Below are 13850 nucleotides of genomic sequence, written 5' to 3' on the forward strand. Positions count from 1 at the left end.
AAGCACCTCGCCAGTTTCTTGATCCTAGCCGGCGGGTGGCTCGGCCGCCCGCCTTTCGGCCTGCTCGTAGCGCAGGCAGTCGAAGATTTTGGCGCCAGCAAGAAATACCGAACCGCTGCACGCGACGAGCAGCAACTGGCCGCCGTACCCCGGAAATTCATGCAGATAGGCTGTTCCGCGCGCCATGGCACCCGCCGCCAATGCATAGATGATCAGGCAGGCCTCGAACCTGGTCTTGATGATAAACAGCCGTCCGATTTTCTTCAGCATCGCCACCATCCGAAGCAAGGGATGTGCCAGTGGCGCAAATCAGGGATTCGCCGCCACCGGCTTATGGTAAACTGTAAGTTAATCCGACATGTTAGGGAAGGGCGGCGGTAATTGACCGTCTATGAAGCGGGTTTCGTGGATAGGAACCGGGAGTGGCCATGCCGGAACGAGAATCGGGTTCGAATTAAGCGCCGATCAGATATTTGAAGCCGTTCAGCGCAACCACGCGGTCGTCTTCACAAACCGGTGCGGCGATCAGCCGGACCCAGCGTGGTTTGCGCCGCGACGCTTCGATCGCGACATCAAGGGTGAAGCCGCGACGATGGGTGATCGCGTGCGCGCGCAGTTTTTCCATCGCGGCGCGCGATTCCTCGCGATAGAGCGCGACGGCATCGCTGCGCGCGACTTCGACGCCGCGCGGCAGACCGAAGATGTCATAGACTGTGTCGGACCAGACAAGATGATCGTCGGCAAGGTCGCAGGTCCAACTGCCGACGCCGTGGCGCTCCATGACTGCGGCCGCGTCGTCGGCCATCGCTGGCGTGCGGCCCGGCGGACGGATCGATCGCCGGTCGACCCAGCCCAGATCGAAATGATGTCCCCGCTCGAAAAGCGGCCAGCTGTGATGCAGCGGAAGAGGGTATTGATGACGCACGCGAATCCGATCCTTCGCCCCCAAGTCTAGGCGGCCCATATTAAGGAATTGCTGCGCTCGGTAATCAGGCAGGAGCGCGCGCGGTTCCATATTCGACCCAGCCGAAAGGGCGAGGGGTTTTGGGCATATAATGTGCCGCCTGCCGTTCCACCGCAAAGCCCGCGCCCGCATAGGCGTCGGCGATCGGCCGCGTCAGATGGCAATTGCCGCCGATGCGTTTCCAGACGGGCTCGATCCGCCGTTGCCAGCGCGCAACCCCCGCGTCGGGGGCGCCGCCATGTTCCAGAAACAAGGCGGTTCCGCCCGGTTTGAGCACGCGGCGGATCTCGGCCAGCACCGCCGCCTGATCGTGCACCGAACAGAGGGTGAAGGTAGTGACGACGGTGTCGAATCGGCCGCTCTCGAAGGGCATCGCTTCACCGATGCCACCTTCGATCGTCGCCGCGATGCCGCGCGCCTGCGCCGCCGCGCGGCTCATCGCGAGTAGTTCGGGCGACGGATCGAGCCCGGTGAAGCGCGTCACCCGGTTCCAATCGTAAAATTCCATATTGATGCCGCCGCCGCAGCCAAGCTCCAGCACGTCGCCCGATGCCGCCGGCACCACCTTGCTGCGCGCCTTCATGATCTGCCCCTGCGAGCAGGCGCATTTGATCAGCCGCGGCACCCCATGACGTTCCCACCAACTCGCCATTCCCGTCTCTCCCCTTGGCGTGCAGCCTGTCCCTTGCTAGCGCGATTGGCAACACCCATCTGGGCGTCCTCGCTCATAGCCGCCAACAACGAAAGACCGTCATGCCCGCCACGCACCACACCAAGATGCTGATCCTCGGTTCCGGCCCTGCAGGGCTTTCGGCCGCCATCTACGCGGCGCGCGCCGGGATGCAGCCGATCGTGGTGCAGGGGCTGCAGCCGGGCGGGCAGTTGACGATCACCACCGACGTCGAAAACTATCCCGGCTTTGCCGAAGTCATCCAGGGCCCTTGGCTGATGGAGCAGATGACGGCGCAGGCGACGCATGTCGGCGCCAGCATGATCTGGGACGCCATCGTCGACGTCGATCTGTCGCAGCGGCCGTTCCGCCTGACCGGCGACGGCGGCGACGTCTATGTCGCCGAAACGCTGGTGATCGCGACCGGCGCGCAGGCGAAATGGCTGGGCGTTCCCGGCGAACAGGAACTGGGCGGCAAGGGCGTTTCGGCCTGCGCGACCTGCGACGGATTTTTCTATCGCGGCAAAAAGGTGGTGGTGATCGGCGGCGGCAATACCGCGGTCGAAGAGGCACTGTATCTGACCAATCATAGCGACGACGTGACGCTGATCCACCGTCGCGACACCCTGCGCGCCGAAAAGATCCTGCAGGACCGGTTGCACGCCAATCCGAAGATCAAGGTGCTCTGGAACAAGAAGGTCGATCGCTTCGTCGCGGGCGAAGGGACGGCGGGGCTGGTTGGAGTCGACCTGATCGACACGGTAACGGGCGAGGCGAGCCACGAGCGCACCGACGGCGGCTTCGTCGCCATCGGCCACAGCCCCTCGACCGAATTGTTCAAGGGCAAGCTGCCGCTCGACGCCGACGGCTATCTTGCGGTGACGCCGGGCACGTCGCTGACCGCGGTGCCGGGCGTCTTCGCGGCGGGTGACGTGACCGACAAGGTGTATCGCCAGGCGATCACCGCGGCGGGTATGGGCTGCATGGCCGCACTCGACGCCGAACGCTTCCTTGCGGAAGCGGAGTATCATGCGATGGTTGATGCTTGAACGCTGAGGGCGGACAGCGACCGATTGTGGAGGTTGGCCGACTTTTCTTCCATCGTCATCCCGGCGCAGGCTCCCACCCCAAAGCCGGTCTCCCGAAATAGCCCGCGCACGAAAAAGGCCCCGGAACCGATGTGGTTCCGGGGCCTTTTTGTTTCGTGCGAGCCGAAGATGCGTTAAGCGTCTTCGTCCTCGTCAGCGGCCGGAGCGTCCGACGGCGGGGTGGCGTCGTCGAATTCGTCTTCGCTGTCGGGTTCGAGAGCAACCGCAGCCGCCGCAGCCTGTTCTTCTTCGAACATGGCGGCAATGACGTCGATGCCCTGCTTCTGCATTTCGGCTTCGTCCGGCGAGCGGGCGACGTTGACGCCCACGGTGACCGCGACTTCGGGATGCAGCTTCACCTTGACGTCGAACAGGCCGAGCGACTTGATCGGACGTTCGAGTTCGAACATCGCCTTGGTCAGGTTCGTCGCACCGTCTTCGATCAGCGCGTCGAGGATGTCGCGCACCGAAACCGAACCGTAAAGCTGGCCAGTGTTCGACGCCTGACGGATCAGGACGACCTGCTTGCCGTCGATGTCCTTCGCGCGGCCTTCTGCCGCGGCGCGGCGGTCGGCGTTGTCCGATTCGATCTTCGCGCGGTTGGCTTCGAAGAGCTTCTTGTTGGCTTCGTTCGCGCGCAGTGCCTTGTTGTTGGGCAGCAGATAGTTGCGGGCAAAGCCGTTCTTGACGGTGACGACGTCGCCGATACCGCCCAGTTTCTCGATGCGTTCGAGCAGGATGATTTCCATCGGTCCGCGCTCCTTACTTCACAATGTAGGGGAGCAGGCCGATGTGACGGGCGCGCTTGATCGCCTTCGCCAGCTCGCGCTGCTTCTTGGTGGACACCGCGGTGATCCGCGACGGGACGATCTTGCCGCGCTCCGACAGGTAACCCTGGAGCAGGCGGACGTCCTTGTAATCGATGACCGGTGCGTCCTTCGCGCTGAAGGGGCAGGTCTTGCGGCGACGGAAAAAGGGTCGTGCCATGGTCGTTTTCCTTATTCTTCGCCGTCGCGGTCACGGCCACGGCCGCCCCGACGTTCCTGCTTGCGCATCATTACCGACGGACCCTTTTCGAGTTCGTCGACCTTGATGGTCATCCAGCGGATGATGTCTTCGTTGATTGCCGCCTGGCGTTCGATTTCGGCGACGGCTTCGCCCGGCGCTTCGACCGACAGCATCGCGTAATGACCCTTGCGGTTCTTCGCGATCTTGTAGGCGAGCTGCTTCAGGCCCCAGGTTTCGGTCTTGTGGACCTGACCCTTAAATTCGGTCACGATGTTCGTGATGCCTTCGGCGAGCGCATCGACCTGAGCCTGGCTCAGATCCTGACGCGCGATAAAAACATGCTCGTAAAACGGCATGGTTTGCGTCCTTCGATTTGGCCGATCGCTGATTTCGCGCCAATCGCGAAACCCCTCCGGCTGTCGTCCGGCTTTGCGTATTGGTGCAAAGCAAACGGGGCGATGGCAACGTGGCCTCGCCCCGAATGAGCGCGCCTATACAGATTCGCGGGGATTAATCAAGCGCGCGATGCAAGCTTTTCCAGCAATTCCCGCCCGAAATCGGTGAGTGTGTCGTCGCGCGCGCCGAGGATCAGGATACGGTCGCCGGGCGCCGCCTCCTGCACCATCGCAGCGCCGCAATCGGCGCGGACCGGCACATGGACAGCGTCGGCACCGCCCGCGACGATGTCGGCGACGAGCGTTTCGCTCCCCATGCTGCGATCGACGGTGCCGCCGAAATAGACGGGATCGCAGACGAAGAGCCGGTCGCCGGGACGCATGCCGCGCGCAAAGCTGGCGGCAAGCTCGCGCCCCATCTGGCGGAGCGGGCCATAGCCGTGCGGCTGGAAGAAGAGCAAAGCGCGGCCGGGAAGCTCGGCAACTGCGGCGAGCGTCGCGGCGACCTTGTCGGGATTATGCGCGAAATCGTCGATCACGGTGACGCCGTTCGCCTGGCCGAGCACCTCGTACCGGCGCGCGAGCCCGGCGAAGTTGGCGAGCGCCTCGACCGAGCGGACGACCGGAATGTTGAGCGCGCGCGCGGCGGCGATTGCGGCGAGCGCATTGGCGGCATTGTGTCGGCCGGGCATCCGCAGCACCGCCGCGTGGGTGTCGCCGGCGAAATGGACCTTGAAGCGGCACCCGTCGGGAAGCGCCTCGAAGTCGCTGCCGCGCATCGCGGCGCTCTCCGAAAATCCAAAGCGCAGGACGTTTCCTCCCGCCAGCAGCGGCGCCGATTCGGGATCGTCGGCATTGACCACGGCAACGCGCGCCTTGGCCGCGAAATCGCCGAACAGGCTGTGCAGTTCGGCAAGGCTCTTGTGGTCGAGACTGATGTTGGTGACGACCGCAACGTCGGGCTGGTAGAGGGCGATCGACCCGTCGCTTTCGTCGACTTCGCTGACATAAGTCGCGGTATCGCCGACGAGTGCGCTAGCGAAGGGGGTTTGATCGTCGGCGAAATTGCGCATTACCGCGCCGTTCATCACGGTGGGATTGGCGCCCGCGCGATCGAGGATCCAGCCGATCATGCCGGTGACGGTCGACTTGCCGCTTGTCCCGCCGACGCCGACCGCGCGGCCCGCTTCGTTGAACAGGGCCGCGTTGAGTTCGGCGCGCGTCAGGCGCGGCAGGCCGAGCCGGTTTGCCGCTGCGACGTCGGGCACGCTGTCCTCGACCGCCGCCGAAGCGACGAGCGTCTGCCCGGCGGCAACGCCGCTGCCATCCTGCGGGAACAGCGCAATGCCGCGGCTTTCGATCCAGTGAAACTTGTCGGCGCTGCGACCCTGATCGCGGCTGCGATCGGACCCCGCGACCGCCGCGCCGCGCGCCGCGACAATCATCGCGAGCGGCAGCATCCCCGATCCGCCGATGCCGCAGAAGAAATAGGATTTGTTTTCGGCCATGCCGGCGCGATATGGCGTTGGCGAAGGGTTTGCAACTGGCGCAAGGCCGAGGGGCATCTCGACTTCGCTCGATGCGAACGGATCGTTGGGTTATTTCAAGTCATGCGCATAGGCATCATTGCCCCCTCCACCCCCATTCTTCCCGACGATGCGGAAGCGGTGCGGGCCATTGCGGCGCTGGGCTATCCCGAGGTCGAACTGGTGTTCGATCCGCAATGCTTTGTCGTTCACGGGCATTTTGCGGGCGCCGATGCGGTGCGGCGCGAAGCGCTGGTGGCGATGGCCAACCGCCCCGACATCGACGCGATTTGGTTCGCGCGCGGCGGCTATGGTGCCTGCCGCATCGCCGAGGATGCCGTCGTCGCCATGGGCGAGGCGGCGCGCCACAAGGCCTATCTCGGCTATTCGGATCAGGGCAATCTGCTCGGCTGCCTGTACCGCGAGGGCTTCGATCATGTCGCGCACGGCCCGATGGTCGCCGACATCCGGCGCGAAGGCGGTGAAGCGGCGGTGACGCGGGCGCTCGACTGGCTCGTCGCGCGCGATCCGGCGGCCTGCGAGCCCGGCCTGCGGCACGGCGCGCGCCATGCCGCGTTCAACCTGATGACGCTGTCGATGCTTCTCGGCACGCCGCTCGAGCCCGATCTGTCGGGGCATCTGCTGATCGTCGAAGAAGTGAGCGAATATCTCTACGCCTTCGACCGCGCCTTTTTCCATGTCGCGACCTGTCTGGCGCCGCGCGGTCTGGCGGGCATCCGGCTGGGACGCGTCAGCGACATTCCCGAAAACGACCGGCCGTTCGGAATGGAGGCCGAGGAAATCGCGCAGGACTGGTGCGCGCGGACCGGCATCACCTGGCTTGGCCGCGCCGACATCGGCCATGACGTGGCCAACAAGGTCGTGCCCTTCGGCTTGCATCGCGCGGGGTGAGCGAATAGGCGCGGCACTTTCCGTCGCCCCCGCGAAGGCGGGGGGCGTCGTCGGCCTGGTCGACGGCAAGGTGTAAAACGACCGCGGCCCCCGCCTTCGCGGGGCCGACGAGAAGGGGCTAGGTCATGCGCGCATTCATCTTTCCGGGTCAGGGCAGCCAGGCCGTGGGCATGGGCAAGACGCTCGCCGAGGCGTCGGCGCATGCGCGCGAGGTGTTTCAGGAGGTCGACGAGGCGCTCGGCCAGCATCTTTTCAAGCTGATGAGCGAAGGGCCGGAAGATCAGCTTACGCTGACCGAAAACGCCCAGCCCGCGATCATGGCGAACGCGATCGCCACGCTGCGCGTGCTCGAACGGGACGGCGGCGTGACGCTGTCGGGCAAGGCCGCTTATGTCGCGGGCCACAGCCTCGGCGAATATAGCGCGCTGTGCGCTGCCGGTGCCTTTGACCTGGCGACGACTGCGCGGCTTCTGAAAACGCGCGGGCAGGCTATGCAGGCGGCGGTCCCCGTCGGGGTCGGCGCAATGGCGGCGCTGCTCGGCGCCGACATCGACACTGCGCAGAAGCTCGCCGACGCCGCGGCCGAGGGCGAGGTCTGCACCGTCGCCAACGACAATGATCCGTCGCAGGTCGTCATCTCGGGCCACAAGGGCGCAGTCGAGCGCGCCGTGGCGATGGTAAAGGATTATGGCATCAAGCGCGGCGTATTGCTGCCGGTGTCCGCACCCTTCCACTGCCCGTTGATGCAGCCCGCCGCGGATGCGATGGCCGAGGCGCTAGGAGCCAACCCGCCGACGGCGCCGCTGGTGCCGGTGATCGCGAACGTCACCGCCAGTCCGGTGAGTGATGCCGATACCATCAGCAACCTGCTCGTCGAACAGGTGACGGGCCGTGTCCGCTGGCGCGAAAGCGTCGGCGCCATGGAAGCAATCGGGGTGACACAGTTCGTCGAATTCGGCGGCAAGGTGCTCGGCCCGATGGTCAAGCGCAGCGCATCGGGTGATGTGGAGACGGTGAGCGTGATATCGATGGACGACATCGAGGCATTGCTCAAGACGCTCTGAAAACGGATTCCAGGAGAATAATATGTTCGATCTCACCGGTATGACCGCGCTTGTTACCGGCGCCAGTGGCGGCATCGGGTCCGCAATCGCGCAGGCGCTTGCGGCGCAGGGCGCGCGGCTTGCGGTGTCGGGGTCCAATGCCGACAAGCTGAATGCCTTTCGCGATAGTCTGGGCGGCGATCATGTCGCGCTCCCGTGCAACCTGGGCGATGCCGCGGCGGTCGACGCACTCGTGCCCTCCGCGGTCGAGGCGCTTGGTCAGCTCGATATCCTCGTCAATAACGCGGGCGTGACGCGCGACAATCTGATCATGCGGATGAAGGACGAAGAGTGGATGGACGTCATCCGCATCAATCTCGAGGCCAATTTCCGCCTCGCGCGCGCTGCCGCCAAGCCGATGATGAAGGCGCGCTTCGGCCGCATCATCTCGATCACCAGCGTCGTCGGAGCCACCGGCAATCCGGGGCAGGCGAACTATGCCGCGTCGAAGGCGGGCGTGACCGGCATGACCAAGGCCTTGGCGCAGGAACTGGCGAGCCGGGGCGTCACTGCCAATTGCGTCGCTCCCGGTTTCATCGCAACTGCGATGACCGACGATTTGCCCGATGCGCAGAAGGAAGCGCTCAACCAGCGCATCCCCGCGGGCCGCATGGGCGAGGGGAGCGATATCGCCGCCGCCGTTGTCTATCTCGCGTCGAGAGAAGCGGGCTATGTCACCGGACAGACCTTGCACGTGAACGGCGGCATGGCCATGCTGTCCTGAGGGGCGCGTTTCAGGGGGTAAAAGCAGAAATGACAAGGATTTGGATAGCGGCGGTTGCACTCGGGTTCGCGGGCGTGCCCGGCGCCGCGCTGGCGCAGGACGGAGCCGCGCTCGATTGCGTCGCCAAGACGGTTTCGCCCGACCTGCGCGCGCAGATCGGCGCGGCGATGGCGGGTAGTGACAGCGACGCCGCGCGGCCGCTGTTCGAACAGTTCGGTGCGCTCTCGACCGACTGTATGACGAAGAACGGGATCGCGGCCGATCGCAAGGATGTCTATTTCGACTATAATCTTGCCCGCGTGTCGCGCGAATGGTTCGCAGGTCAGATCAGGAAGGCCGGCCTGTCGGTCGACCCGGTCGATCGCTCGCTCGACTTCGGGCCGAAGGGGGCCAACCCGGATCTCAGCAGCGAGATGACCGAGGATCAGATCAACACGATCATTAATGCCTATACCGCCGCCGGCGTCGATGTCGAAAGCGTCGATCAATCGGTATGGGAAAAAGTCGGCGCCTATGCCGCGGCCAGTTCAATTTACTGGAACCGCCGCCAGCAGTTTCTGAGCCACTAGAAGCCAAGGGGCAAAAAAGAGGGCCGGGTTTCGCACGGAAACCCGGCCCCTTTTTCGGCACGCGGTCAGAAGCTGGCGCGCGCGGTAATGCGGATGTCGCGGCCGGCAAGCGGCACATAATCCTTGGTGAAGCTCGCATGGCGGCGGGCATCGACGTCGAAGATATTGTCGGCTGCCAGCGTCAGCGACAGATTCTTCGTGTCGGGAAGCGGGCGCCAGGTCAGCGAGGCGTTGACCAGCGTAAAGCCCTTGGTCGCGGTCTCGAACGGCGCGATGCGGGTCTGGTCGTCGGTCCATTCGACCTCGGCGCGTGCATCGACGCGGTCGCTCTGCGCTTCGAGCCCGCCCCGGATGCGCAGCGGCGGGATGCGCGGGACATAGGGACCGTCGACGATCTTGGCGCGCGTCATGTCGGCGGTCGCGTCGGCAACGAAGTTGAAGCCCCCCGCCTGCGCCAGCGGGGCGGTGCCCTGAAATTCAAATCCCCATACCCGCGCCTTGTTCTGGCGGAATTCAAACAGCGGCAAGTCGTCGGCGATCAGGCCGGTGTCGGTTTCATAGATGAAATTGTCGAACCAGCTTGCATAGCCGGTCAGCCCCATCGACCAGCCGTCGCGGGTGAACTTGAGCGATGCCTCGCCGCCCCAGCTCGTTTCCTTGGCGAAATCGGGGTTGCCGCGTTCATAGGTCAGCGTTGCGGCATGCGGCCCGTCCGAGAGCAGCTCTTCGGCCGAGGGCGCGCGTTCGCTACGCGAAACCGACACGCTGGCCTTAAGGCCGTCGGCGAGCTGATACGACAGGCCGGCCGCGCCCGACAGGCTGTCGAACGAGCGGTCGAAGCCGATGCTGTTCGCCGCTACTTTGGAATTTTCGAAACGCAGCGCGCCTTCGAGCGTCACCGGGCCGCGTTCGAGCTCCTGCAGCGTGAAGGCGGCGAGGCGCGTCGTTTCGTTGGCGGGAAGAAAGGCTTCGTCGCCGATCGCCGCGAAATCGCGGAAGCTGTACTGGACCCCGCTCGCACCGCGCCAGCCGCCACGATCATTCTGGGCGAGTTCGGCGCGCGCCTCGATGCCGCGATTGGTGAAGCGCGTGCCGGGCTGACCATCGTCGAATTCGGTGTGGGCATAGTCGGCATAGGCGCCGCGGATACGCAATTTGTCGAACAGGCCGTCGCCCAGATTGACCTCGCCGCGCACATCAACGCGATACTGGCGCGCCTTGATCGTCGGCAGCTCGTTGATGTCGGCGCGCGGCGGGATTCCATATTCGTCCTCGAGGTAGCCGAAGCTGATGCCGAGCGACCCGCCGTCGTCGACGAAGGCGGCTCCGACGCCGGCGCTCTTGCTCGTGCTCTGGCTGTTCGGCACGCGGCCGCGGCTGTTCGCGGCGTCAGTCAGCCGCGCCGCTTCCTCGGCGTCGCCGCCGGCGCTCGCATCGGCGGCGAGGTCGAGTAGATGCGCGCGCAGTGCAGGCGCATAGATCAGCCCGCCGACGCGCACGTCGTTCGAATCGCGATAATTGCCGTCAGCATGGACGACGAAGCGCTGGCCGAGCGGCACGTCGATCGAGGCGCCGATGCTCTTGTCCTGCGCCGCGGTGCCATAGCTGGCGAGCGCATCGATGTGGGCGGGGCTTTCGGGGATGGCGCGCGGGATACGGCGGTCGAAGACGTTCACCGCCCCGCCGACGGCCTGGCTCGAGAAGAGCAGCACCGACGGGCCGCGCAGAATTTCGATACGATCGGCGGTCAGCGGATCGATCGACACGGCATGATCGGCCGACGTCGAAGACGCATCGATCGCGCCGAGGCCATCGACAAGGACCGCGGCGCGTTCGCCGGAGAAGCCGCGCAGGATGGGGCGCGACGCGCCGGGTGAGAAGCTGCTCGACGATACGCCGGGCTGCGATGCGAGCGTGTCGCCGATCTGGCCGCGAATATCCTGTGCCAGCTTTTCGCCCTGCATCACCGACACATTGCCCAGGATGTCGAGGCTACGGACATAGGGCGCGGTGACGACGATGCCCTGGTCGGTGTGAAAATCATCGTCGCTGCCCGACTGGGCGGCGCCCTGCTGCGCGAAAGCGGGGGTGGAGAGGAGTAGGGCGAGGGTCAGGCTGGTGACGGGGAGCAAGCGCATGGCGACAATTTCCTGTTATATCGTGACGAGTTCGACGGGCGCAGTAATGATATACTGTTACAGATGCAACCCCGCGCTGGGACCGGATCCCGTCGTTGGTCGGCGCCGGTGCCCCGTTCGTCGACAAAGCGCGGCCATGCGCGCCGCAAGCGAAGCTGTCTTGCAGGCGCAGGGGCGCGGGCCTAGATCAAGGACATGATCAATGCGAAGAACAGCCTCGACCTGATCGGCAACACGCCGATCGTGTTGCTGCGGGGCGCCAGCGAAGCCACGGGCTGCGAAATCTGGGCCAAGTGCGAATATGCGAACCCCGGCGGATCGGTGAAGGATCGCGCCGCGTTCTACATCGTCCGCGATGCCGAAGCGAACGGCCTGCTGCGGCCGGGCGGGACGATAGTGGAGGGTACGGCGGGCAACACCGGTATCGGGCTGGCGCTCGTCGGCAACGCGCTCGGCTACCGGACGATCATTGTCATGCCCGACAATCAGAGTGCCGAGAAGATGGCGACGATCCGCGCGCTTGGTGCCGAGCTGGTGCTGGTCCCGCCGGCGCCCTTCGCAAACCCCGGCCATTTCGTCCACACCTCGCGCCGCATCGCCGAAGAAACCGACAATGCGATCTGGGCCAACCAGTTCGACAATATCGCAAACCGCAAGGCGCATATCTGCGGCACCGCCGAGGAGATATGGCAGCAGATGGAGGGGCGCGTCGACGGCTTCACCTGCGCGGCGGGGACCGGCGGCACGATCGCGGGAACCGGCCTGGGCCTCAAGGCCAAGGACGAGCGGATCACCATTGCGCTGACCGATCCGCACGGCGCCGGCCTCTATAATTACTACAAGTGCGGCGAGCTGAAACCCGAAGGGTCGAGCGTCGCCGAAGGCATCGGGCAGAACCGCATCACCGGCAATCTGGACGGCGCGCCGATCGACACGCAATTCCGCATTTCGGATGCCGAAGGCCTCGCGGTCTGTCGCAGCCTGCTCGACGACGAGGGGTTGTGCGTCGGCCTGTCGTCGGGGATCAATGTCGCGGGCGCGATGGCGCTCGCGCGCGAACTTGGTCCCGGCAAGCGCATCGTGACGATCCTGTGCGACAGCGGCTTTCGCTATCTGTCGACGCTCTACAATCCCGAATGGCTGGCGAGCAAAGGCCTCGCCGAGGCGGCAGCATGAGCAGCAAGCCCGAGATCAAGCCAGCGATCGCGCCGAACCCCGCGGCGCCCGCTGAAGCGCCACCGCCGCCGCCGCACGATGCGATGCGGCGGCTCCAGATCGGCATTGCCGGGGTGTTGACCGTCCTGCTGCTCGTCGGGATGGCGGGGCTGATCGGCGACCGGGCGCGCGAACGCGCCGCCGCCGACCCCGACACTGCGGCGGAGGTCAAGGTGCCGGGCGCCGACCAGAAGCCCGCGAGCGCGCCGCTCGAGGAGCTGGGCGTGCAGCCGGTTTCGAAGGAGCAGAACGACGACCCCGCGGCGAAGGTGCCGACCGCGCCCGCCGTCCCCGACCTCGAACCCGATCCTGAACTCGAGCGCGTTCGCCAGTCGAAACAGTGACATTGCCGCCTCCCGGCGCTCTGCTGCGTGGCGCACTGGCGGCGGCCGCGGTGCTGGCGCTGGGCTGGTTCGTCGGCGGACAGGCGATGCTCGGCCGGATCGATCCCGCGCTGCTGCTGCCTCTATGGCCGTTGCCGCTGGCGGCGCTGGCGTGGACGGCGCGCCGCGCTTCCCGAACTGAACGCCGCGCCGCCTTTGGCGTCGCGATTGCTTTGACGCTGATTGGTCAGGCGCTGCTTGCGGCCTGGCTCGCGGGAGCCTTCCCCTGGCTGCAACTCGTGCTGAGCGCGGGTTGCGGGAGTGTGGTGGCAGTTGGTGCGGACTGTATGGTCCAGGCCGCGCGGCCGCGCGGGCTTTTTCGCGTGCTGCTGATTGCCGCCGCGATCCTTAGCTGGTTTGCCGCCGCACACGGGCTGCTGGCGCTTGCCTATCGCGCTCCGGCGCCGCGCGCCGTGCCGGTGACGATGATGACAAGCCTGCCGCTGCGCTGGTCGGGCGGCGATCTGGCCGCGATGCTTGCCGAGGGCGCCCGCGACGACCCCGCACTCGACCGGATTGCACGCGGCGGGCCGCTGCGGCTCGTCGACAGTCTTGCCGACCGCCCGCTCGCGCGCGGCGATGCCCTGTTGCTCGCGCATCCCCCCGCGCTTGCACCGCGCGATCTTGTCGCGATCGACGCCTTTGCGCGTGGCGGCGGGCGCGCGGTGATCCTCGCCGATGCGCTTTCGGGCTGGCCGCCGCGCCACCCGCTGGGCGATCCGCGCAATCCGCCGGTGACGAGTCTGCTCACCCCGTTGCTCGACCATTGGGGCATCACGCTCGCCGCGGCGCCCAATGCCGAGACAAGGCCGATCGCCGTCGATGTCGGCGGCGCCCGCCTGCGGCTGTTCAGCGCCGGCCGCTTTACGCAGGTGCCGCCTGCCTGCGTGCGGATCGCGGGCGGTCATCTGCTCCATTGCCGGATCGGGCAGGGCGAAGCGTGGCTGGTCGGTGACGCCGATATGCTGTTCGCCCCGCTCTGGCAGCCGCAGCCCCGCTGGGCGGCGCATCTGCGCCATGCCGACACGATGGAGTGGCTGGATGCGCGCTTGCGCGGAGCCGACGCGCGCGGCTGGTTGCGCCCGCTCTGGATAGGCGCCGCCGCCGACTGAGAGGTCGCGGCCCCATTACAACCCGAATTTCGGCTTCCCGCGG

The 13850-nt window shown here is 66.0% G+C and carries 16 protein-coding genes; 8 read left to right on the top strand and 8 right to left on the bottom strand.

The window, feature by feature from the left end; genetic code table 11:
* Positions 1-24: 24 nt before the first annotated feature.
* The 3 genes from L0963_RS03685 to L0963_RS03695 form a co-directional block, all read right to left on the bottom strand.
* On the bottom strand, positions 25-270 hold the full coding sequence (locus tag L0963_RS03685) for a hypothetical protein (RefSeq protein ID WP_186402661.1): 246 nt from the start codon (positions 268-270) through the stop codon (positions 25-27).
* A gap of 184 nt (positions 271-454) precedes the next feature.
* Positions 455-925, bottom strand: coding sequence for a hypothetical protein (locus L0963_RS03690; RefSeq protein WP_062902960.1), 471 nt, complete (start codon positions 923-925; stop codon positions 455-457).
* A gap of 64 nt (positions 926-989) precedes the next feature.
* Positions 990-1616, bottom strand: a complete 627-nt coding sequence (locus L0963_RS03695; RefSeq protein WP_062900577.1) for a class I SAM-dependent methyltransferase — start codon at positions 1614-1616, stop codon at positions 990-992.
* 101 nt (positions 1617-1717) lie between these two features.
* Here L0963_RS03695 and trxB point away from each other — a divergent pair, with 101 nt between their 5' ends.
* Complete coding sequence (gene trxB, locus L0963_RS03700; RefSeq protein WP_217372608.1) at positions 1718-2683, top strand: thioredoxin-disulfide reductase; 966 nt, start codon at positions 1718-1720, stop codon at positions 2681-2683.
* A 173-nt stretch (positions 2684-2856) separates the two neighbouring features.
* On the opposite strand, the gene rplI is transcribed toward trxB, so the two are convergent.
* The 4 genes from rplI to L0963_RS03720 form a co-directional block, all read right to left on the bottom strand.
* Positions 2857-3471, bottom strand: coding sequence for a 50S ribosomal protein L9 (gene rplI, locus L0963_RS03705; RefSeq protein ID WP_217372607.1), 615 nt, complete (start codon positions 3469-3471; stop codon positions 2857-2859).
* Positions 3472-3484: 13 nt separating this feature from the next.
* Entirely contained in the window at positions 3485-3709 is a 225-nt protein-coding gene (rpsR, locus tag L0963_RS03710; RefSeq protein WP_003040094.1) for a 30S ribosomal protein S18, read from the bottom strand.
* Between the two features lie 11 nt (positions 3710-3720).
* A complete protein-coding gene (gene rpsF, locus L0963_RS03715) occupies positions 3721-4086 on the bottom strand; it encodes a 30S ribosomal protein S6 (protein WP_003040085.1) in 366 nt (121 codons plus the stop codon).
* Between the two features lie 158 nt (positions 4087-4244).
* The gene (locus tag L0963_RS03720) at positions 4245-5633 is read right to left on the bottom strand and encodes a Mur ligase family protein (RefSeq protein WP_062900575.1); all 1389 of its coding nucleotides are present in this window, start codon (positions 5631-5633) and stop codon (positions 4245-4247) included.
* A 102-nt stretch (positions 5634-5735) separates the two neighbouring features.
* On the opposite strand from L0963_RS03720, the gene L0963_RS03725 reads away from it, so the two are divergent.
* The 4 genes from L0963_RS03725 to L0963_RS03740 all read left to right on the top strand — a co-directional run bounded on the left by L0963_RS03725 (position 5736) and on the right by L0963_RS03740 (position 8959).
* Positions 5736-6563: an LD-carboxypeptidase gene (locus L0963_RS03725; RefSeq protein WP_217372606.1), complete on the top strand. Its 828-nt coding sequence runs from the start codon at positions 5736-5738 to the stop codon at positions 6561-6563.
* Between the two features lie 125 nt (positions 6564-6688).
* Positions 6689-7627 carry an ACP S-malonyltransferase gene (fabD, locus tag L0963_RS03730; RefSeq protein WP_062900573.1) on the top strand — a complete coding sequence of 313 codons (939 nt, stop codon included), beginning with the start codon at positions 6689-6691 and terminating at the stop codon, positions 7625-7627.
* 22 nt (positions 7628-7649) lie between these two features.
* Positions 7650-8390 carry a 3-oxoacyl-[acyl-carrier-protein] reductase gene (gene fabG, locus L0963_RS03735; protein ID WP_003040073.1) on the top strand — a complete coding sequence of 247 codons (741 nt, stop codon included), beginning with the start codon at positions 7650-7652 and terminating at the stop codon, positions 8388-8390.
* A 29-nt stretch (positions 8391-8419) separates the two neighbouring features.
* A complete protein-coding gene (locus L0963_RS03740) occupies positions 8420-8959 on the top strand; it encodes a hypothetical protein (RefSeq protein WP_186402663.1) in 540 nt (179 codons plus the stop codon).
* A 65-nt stretch (positions 8960-9024) separates the two neighbouring features.
* Here the strand turns inward: L0963_RS03740 and L0963_RS03745 are convergent, their stop codons facing one another.
* Positions 9025-11097 carry a TonB-dependent receptor gene (locus L0963_RS03745; RefSeq protein ID WP_217372605.1) on the bottom strand — a complete coding sequence of 691 codons (2073 nt, stop codon included), beginning with the start codon at positions 11095-11097 and terminating at the stop codon, positions 9025-9027.
* A 195-nt stretch (positions 11098-11292) separates the two neighbouring features.
* Here L0963_RS03745 and L0963_RS03750 point away from each other — a divergent pair, with 195 nt between their 5' ends.
* The 3 genes from L0963_RS03750 to L0963_RS03760 are packed head-to-tail and all read left to right on the top strand — an operon-like array spanning position 11293 to position 13807.
* Positions 11293-12273: a cysteine synthase A gene (locus L0963_RS03750; protein ID WP_062900570.1), complete on the top strand. Its 981-nt coding sequence runs from the start codon at positions 11293-11295 to the stop codon at positions 12271-12273.
* Positions 12270-12656: a hypothetical protein gene (locus tag L0963_RS03755; protein WP_062768711.1), complete on the top strand. Its 387-nt coding sequence runs from the start codon at positions 12270-12272 to the stop codon at positions 12654-12656. The genes L0963_RS03750 and L0963_RS03755 overlap by 4 nt, the downstream gene beginning before the upstream one ends.
* Positions 12653-13807 carry a GldG family protein gene (locus L0963_RS03760; protein WP_217372604.1) on the top strand — a complete coding sequence of 385 codons (1155 nt, stop codon included), beginning with the start codon at positions 12653-12655 and terminating at the stop codon, positions 13805-13807. Before L0963_RS03755 ends, L0963_RS03760 begins: the two co-directional genes overlap by 4 nt.
* Positions 13808-13850 lie beyond the last annotated feature (43 nt).

This window comes from Sphingopyxis sp. NFH-91, assembly GCF_021401285.1.
Lineage (GTDB): Bacteria > Pseudomonadota > Alphaproteobacteria > Sphingomonadales > Sphingomonadaceae > Sphingopyxis > Sphingopyxis terrae_A.

What these genes read in the sequence shown, in the direction of transcription:
- L0963_RS03685 (WP_186402661.1), bottom strand. Translation starts at nt 270, where the DNA reads ATGCTGAAGAAAATCGGACGGCTGTTTATCATCAAGACCAGGTTCGAG.
- L0963_RS03695 (WP_062900577.1), bottom strand. Translation starts at nt 1,616, where the DNA reads ATGGCGAGTTGGTGGGAACGTCATGGGGTGCCGCGGCTGATCAAATGC.
- trxB (WP_217372608.1), top strand. Translation starts at nt 1,718, where the DNA reads ATGCCCGCCACGCACCACACCAAGATGCTGATCCTCGGTTCCGGCCCT.
- rplI (WP_217372607.1), bottom strand. Translation starts at nt 3,471, where the DNA reads ATGGAAATCATCCTGCTCGAACGCATCGAGAAACTGGGCGGTATCGGC.
- rpsR (WP_003040094.1), bottom strand. Translation starts at nt 3,709, where the DNA reads ATGGCACGACCCTTTTTCCGTCGCCGCAAGACCTGCCCCTTCAGCGCG.
- rpsF (WP_003040085.1), bottom strand. Translation starts at nt 4,086, where the DNA reads ATGCCGTTTTACGAGCATGTTTTTATCGCGCGTCAGGATCTGAGCCAG.
- L0963_RS03720 (WP_062900575.1), bottom strand. Translation starts at nt 5,633, where the DNA reads ATGGCCGAAAACAAATCCTATTTCTTCTGCGGCATCGGCGGATCGGGG.
- L0963_RS03725 (WP_217372606.1), top strand. Translation starts at nt 5,736, where the DNA reads ATGCGCATAGGCATCATTGCCCCCTCCACCCCCATTCTTCCCGACGAT.
- fabD (WP_062900573.1), top strand. Translation starts at nt 6,689, where the DNA reads ATGCGCGCATTCATCTTTCCGGGTCAGGGCAGCCAGGCCGTGGGCATG.
- fabG (WP_003040073.1), top strand. Translation starts at nt 7,650, where the DNA reads ATGTTCGATCTCACCGGTATGACCGCGCTTGTTACCGGCGCCAGTGGC.
- L0963_RS03740 (WP_186402663.1), top strand. Translation starts at nt 8,420, where the DNA reads ATGACAAGGATTTGGATAGCGGCGGTTGCACTCGGGTTCGCGGGCGTG.
- L0963_RS03745 (WP_217372605.1), bottom strand. Translation starts at nt 11,097, where the DNA reads ATGCGCTTGCTCCCCGTCACCAGCCTGACCCTCGCCCTACTCCTCTCC.
- L0963_RS03750 (WP_062900570.1), top strand. Translation starts at nt 11,293, where the DNA reads ATGATCAATGCGAAGAACAGCCTCGACCTGATCGGCAACACGCCGATC.
- L0963_RS03755 (WP_062768711.1), top strand. Translation starts at nt 12,270, where the DNA reads ATGAGCAGCAAGCCCGAGATCAAGCCAGCGATCGCGCCGAACCCCGCG.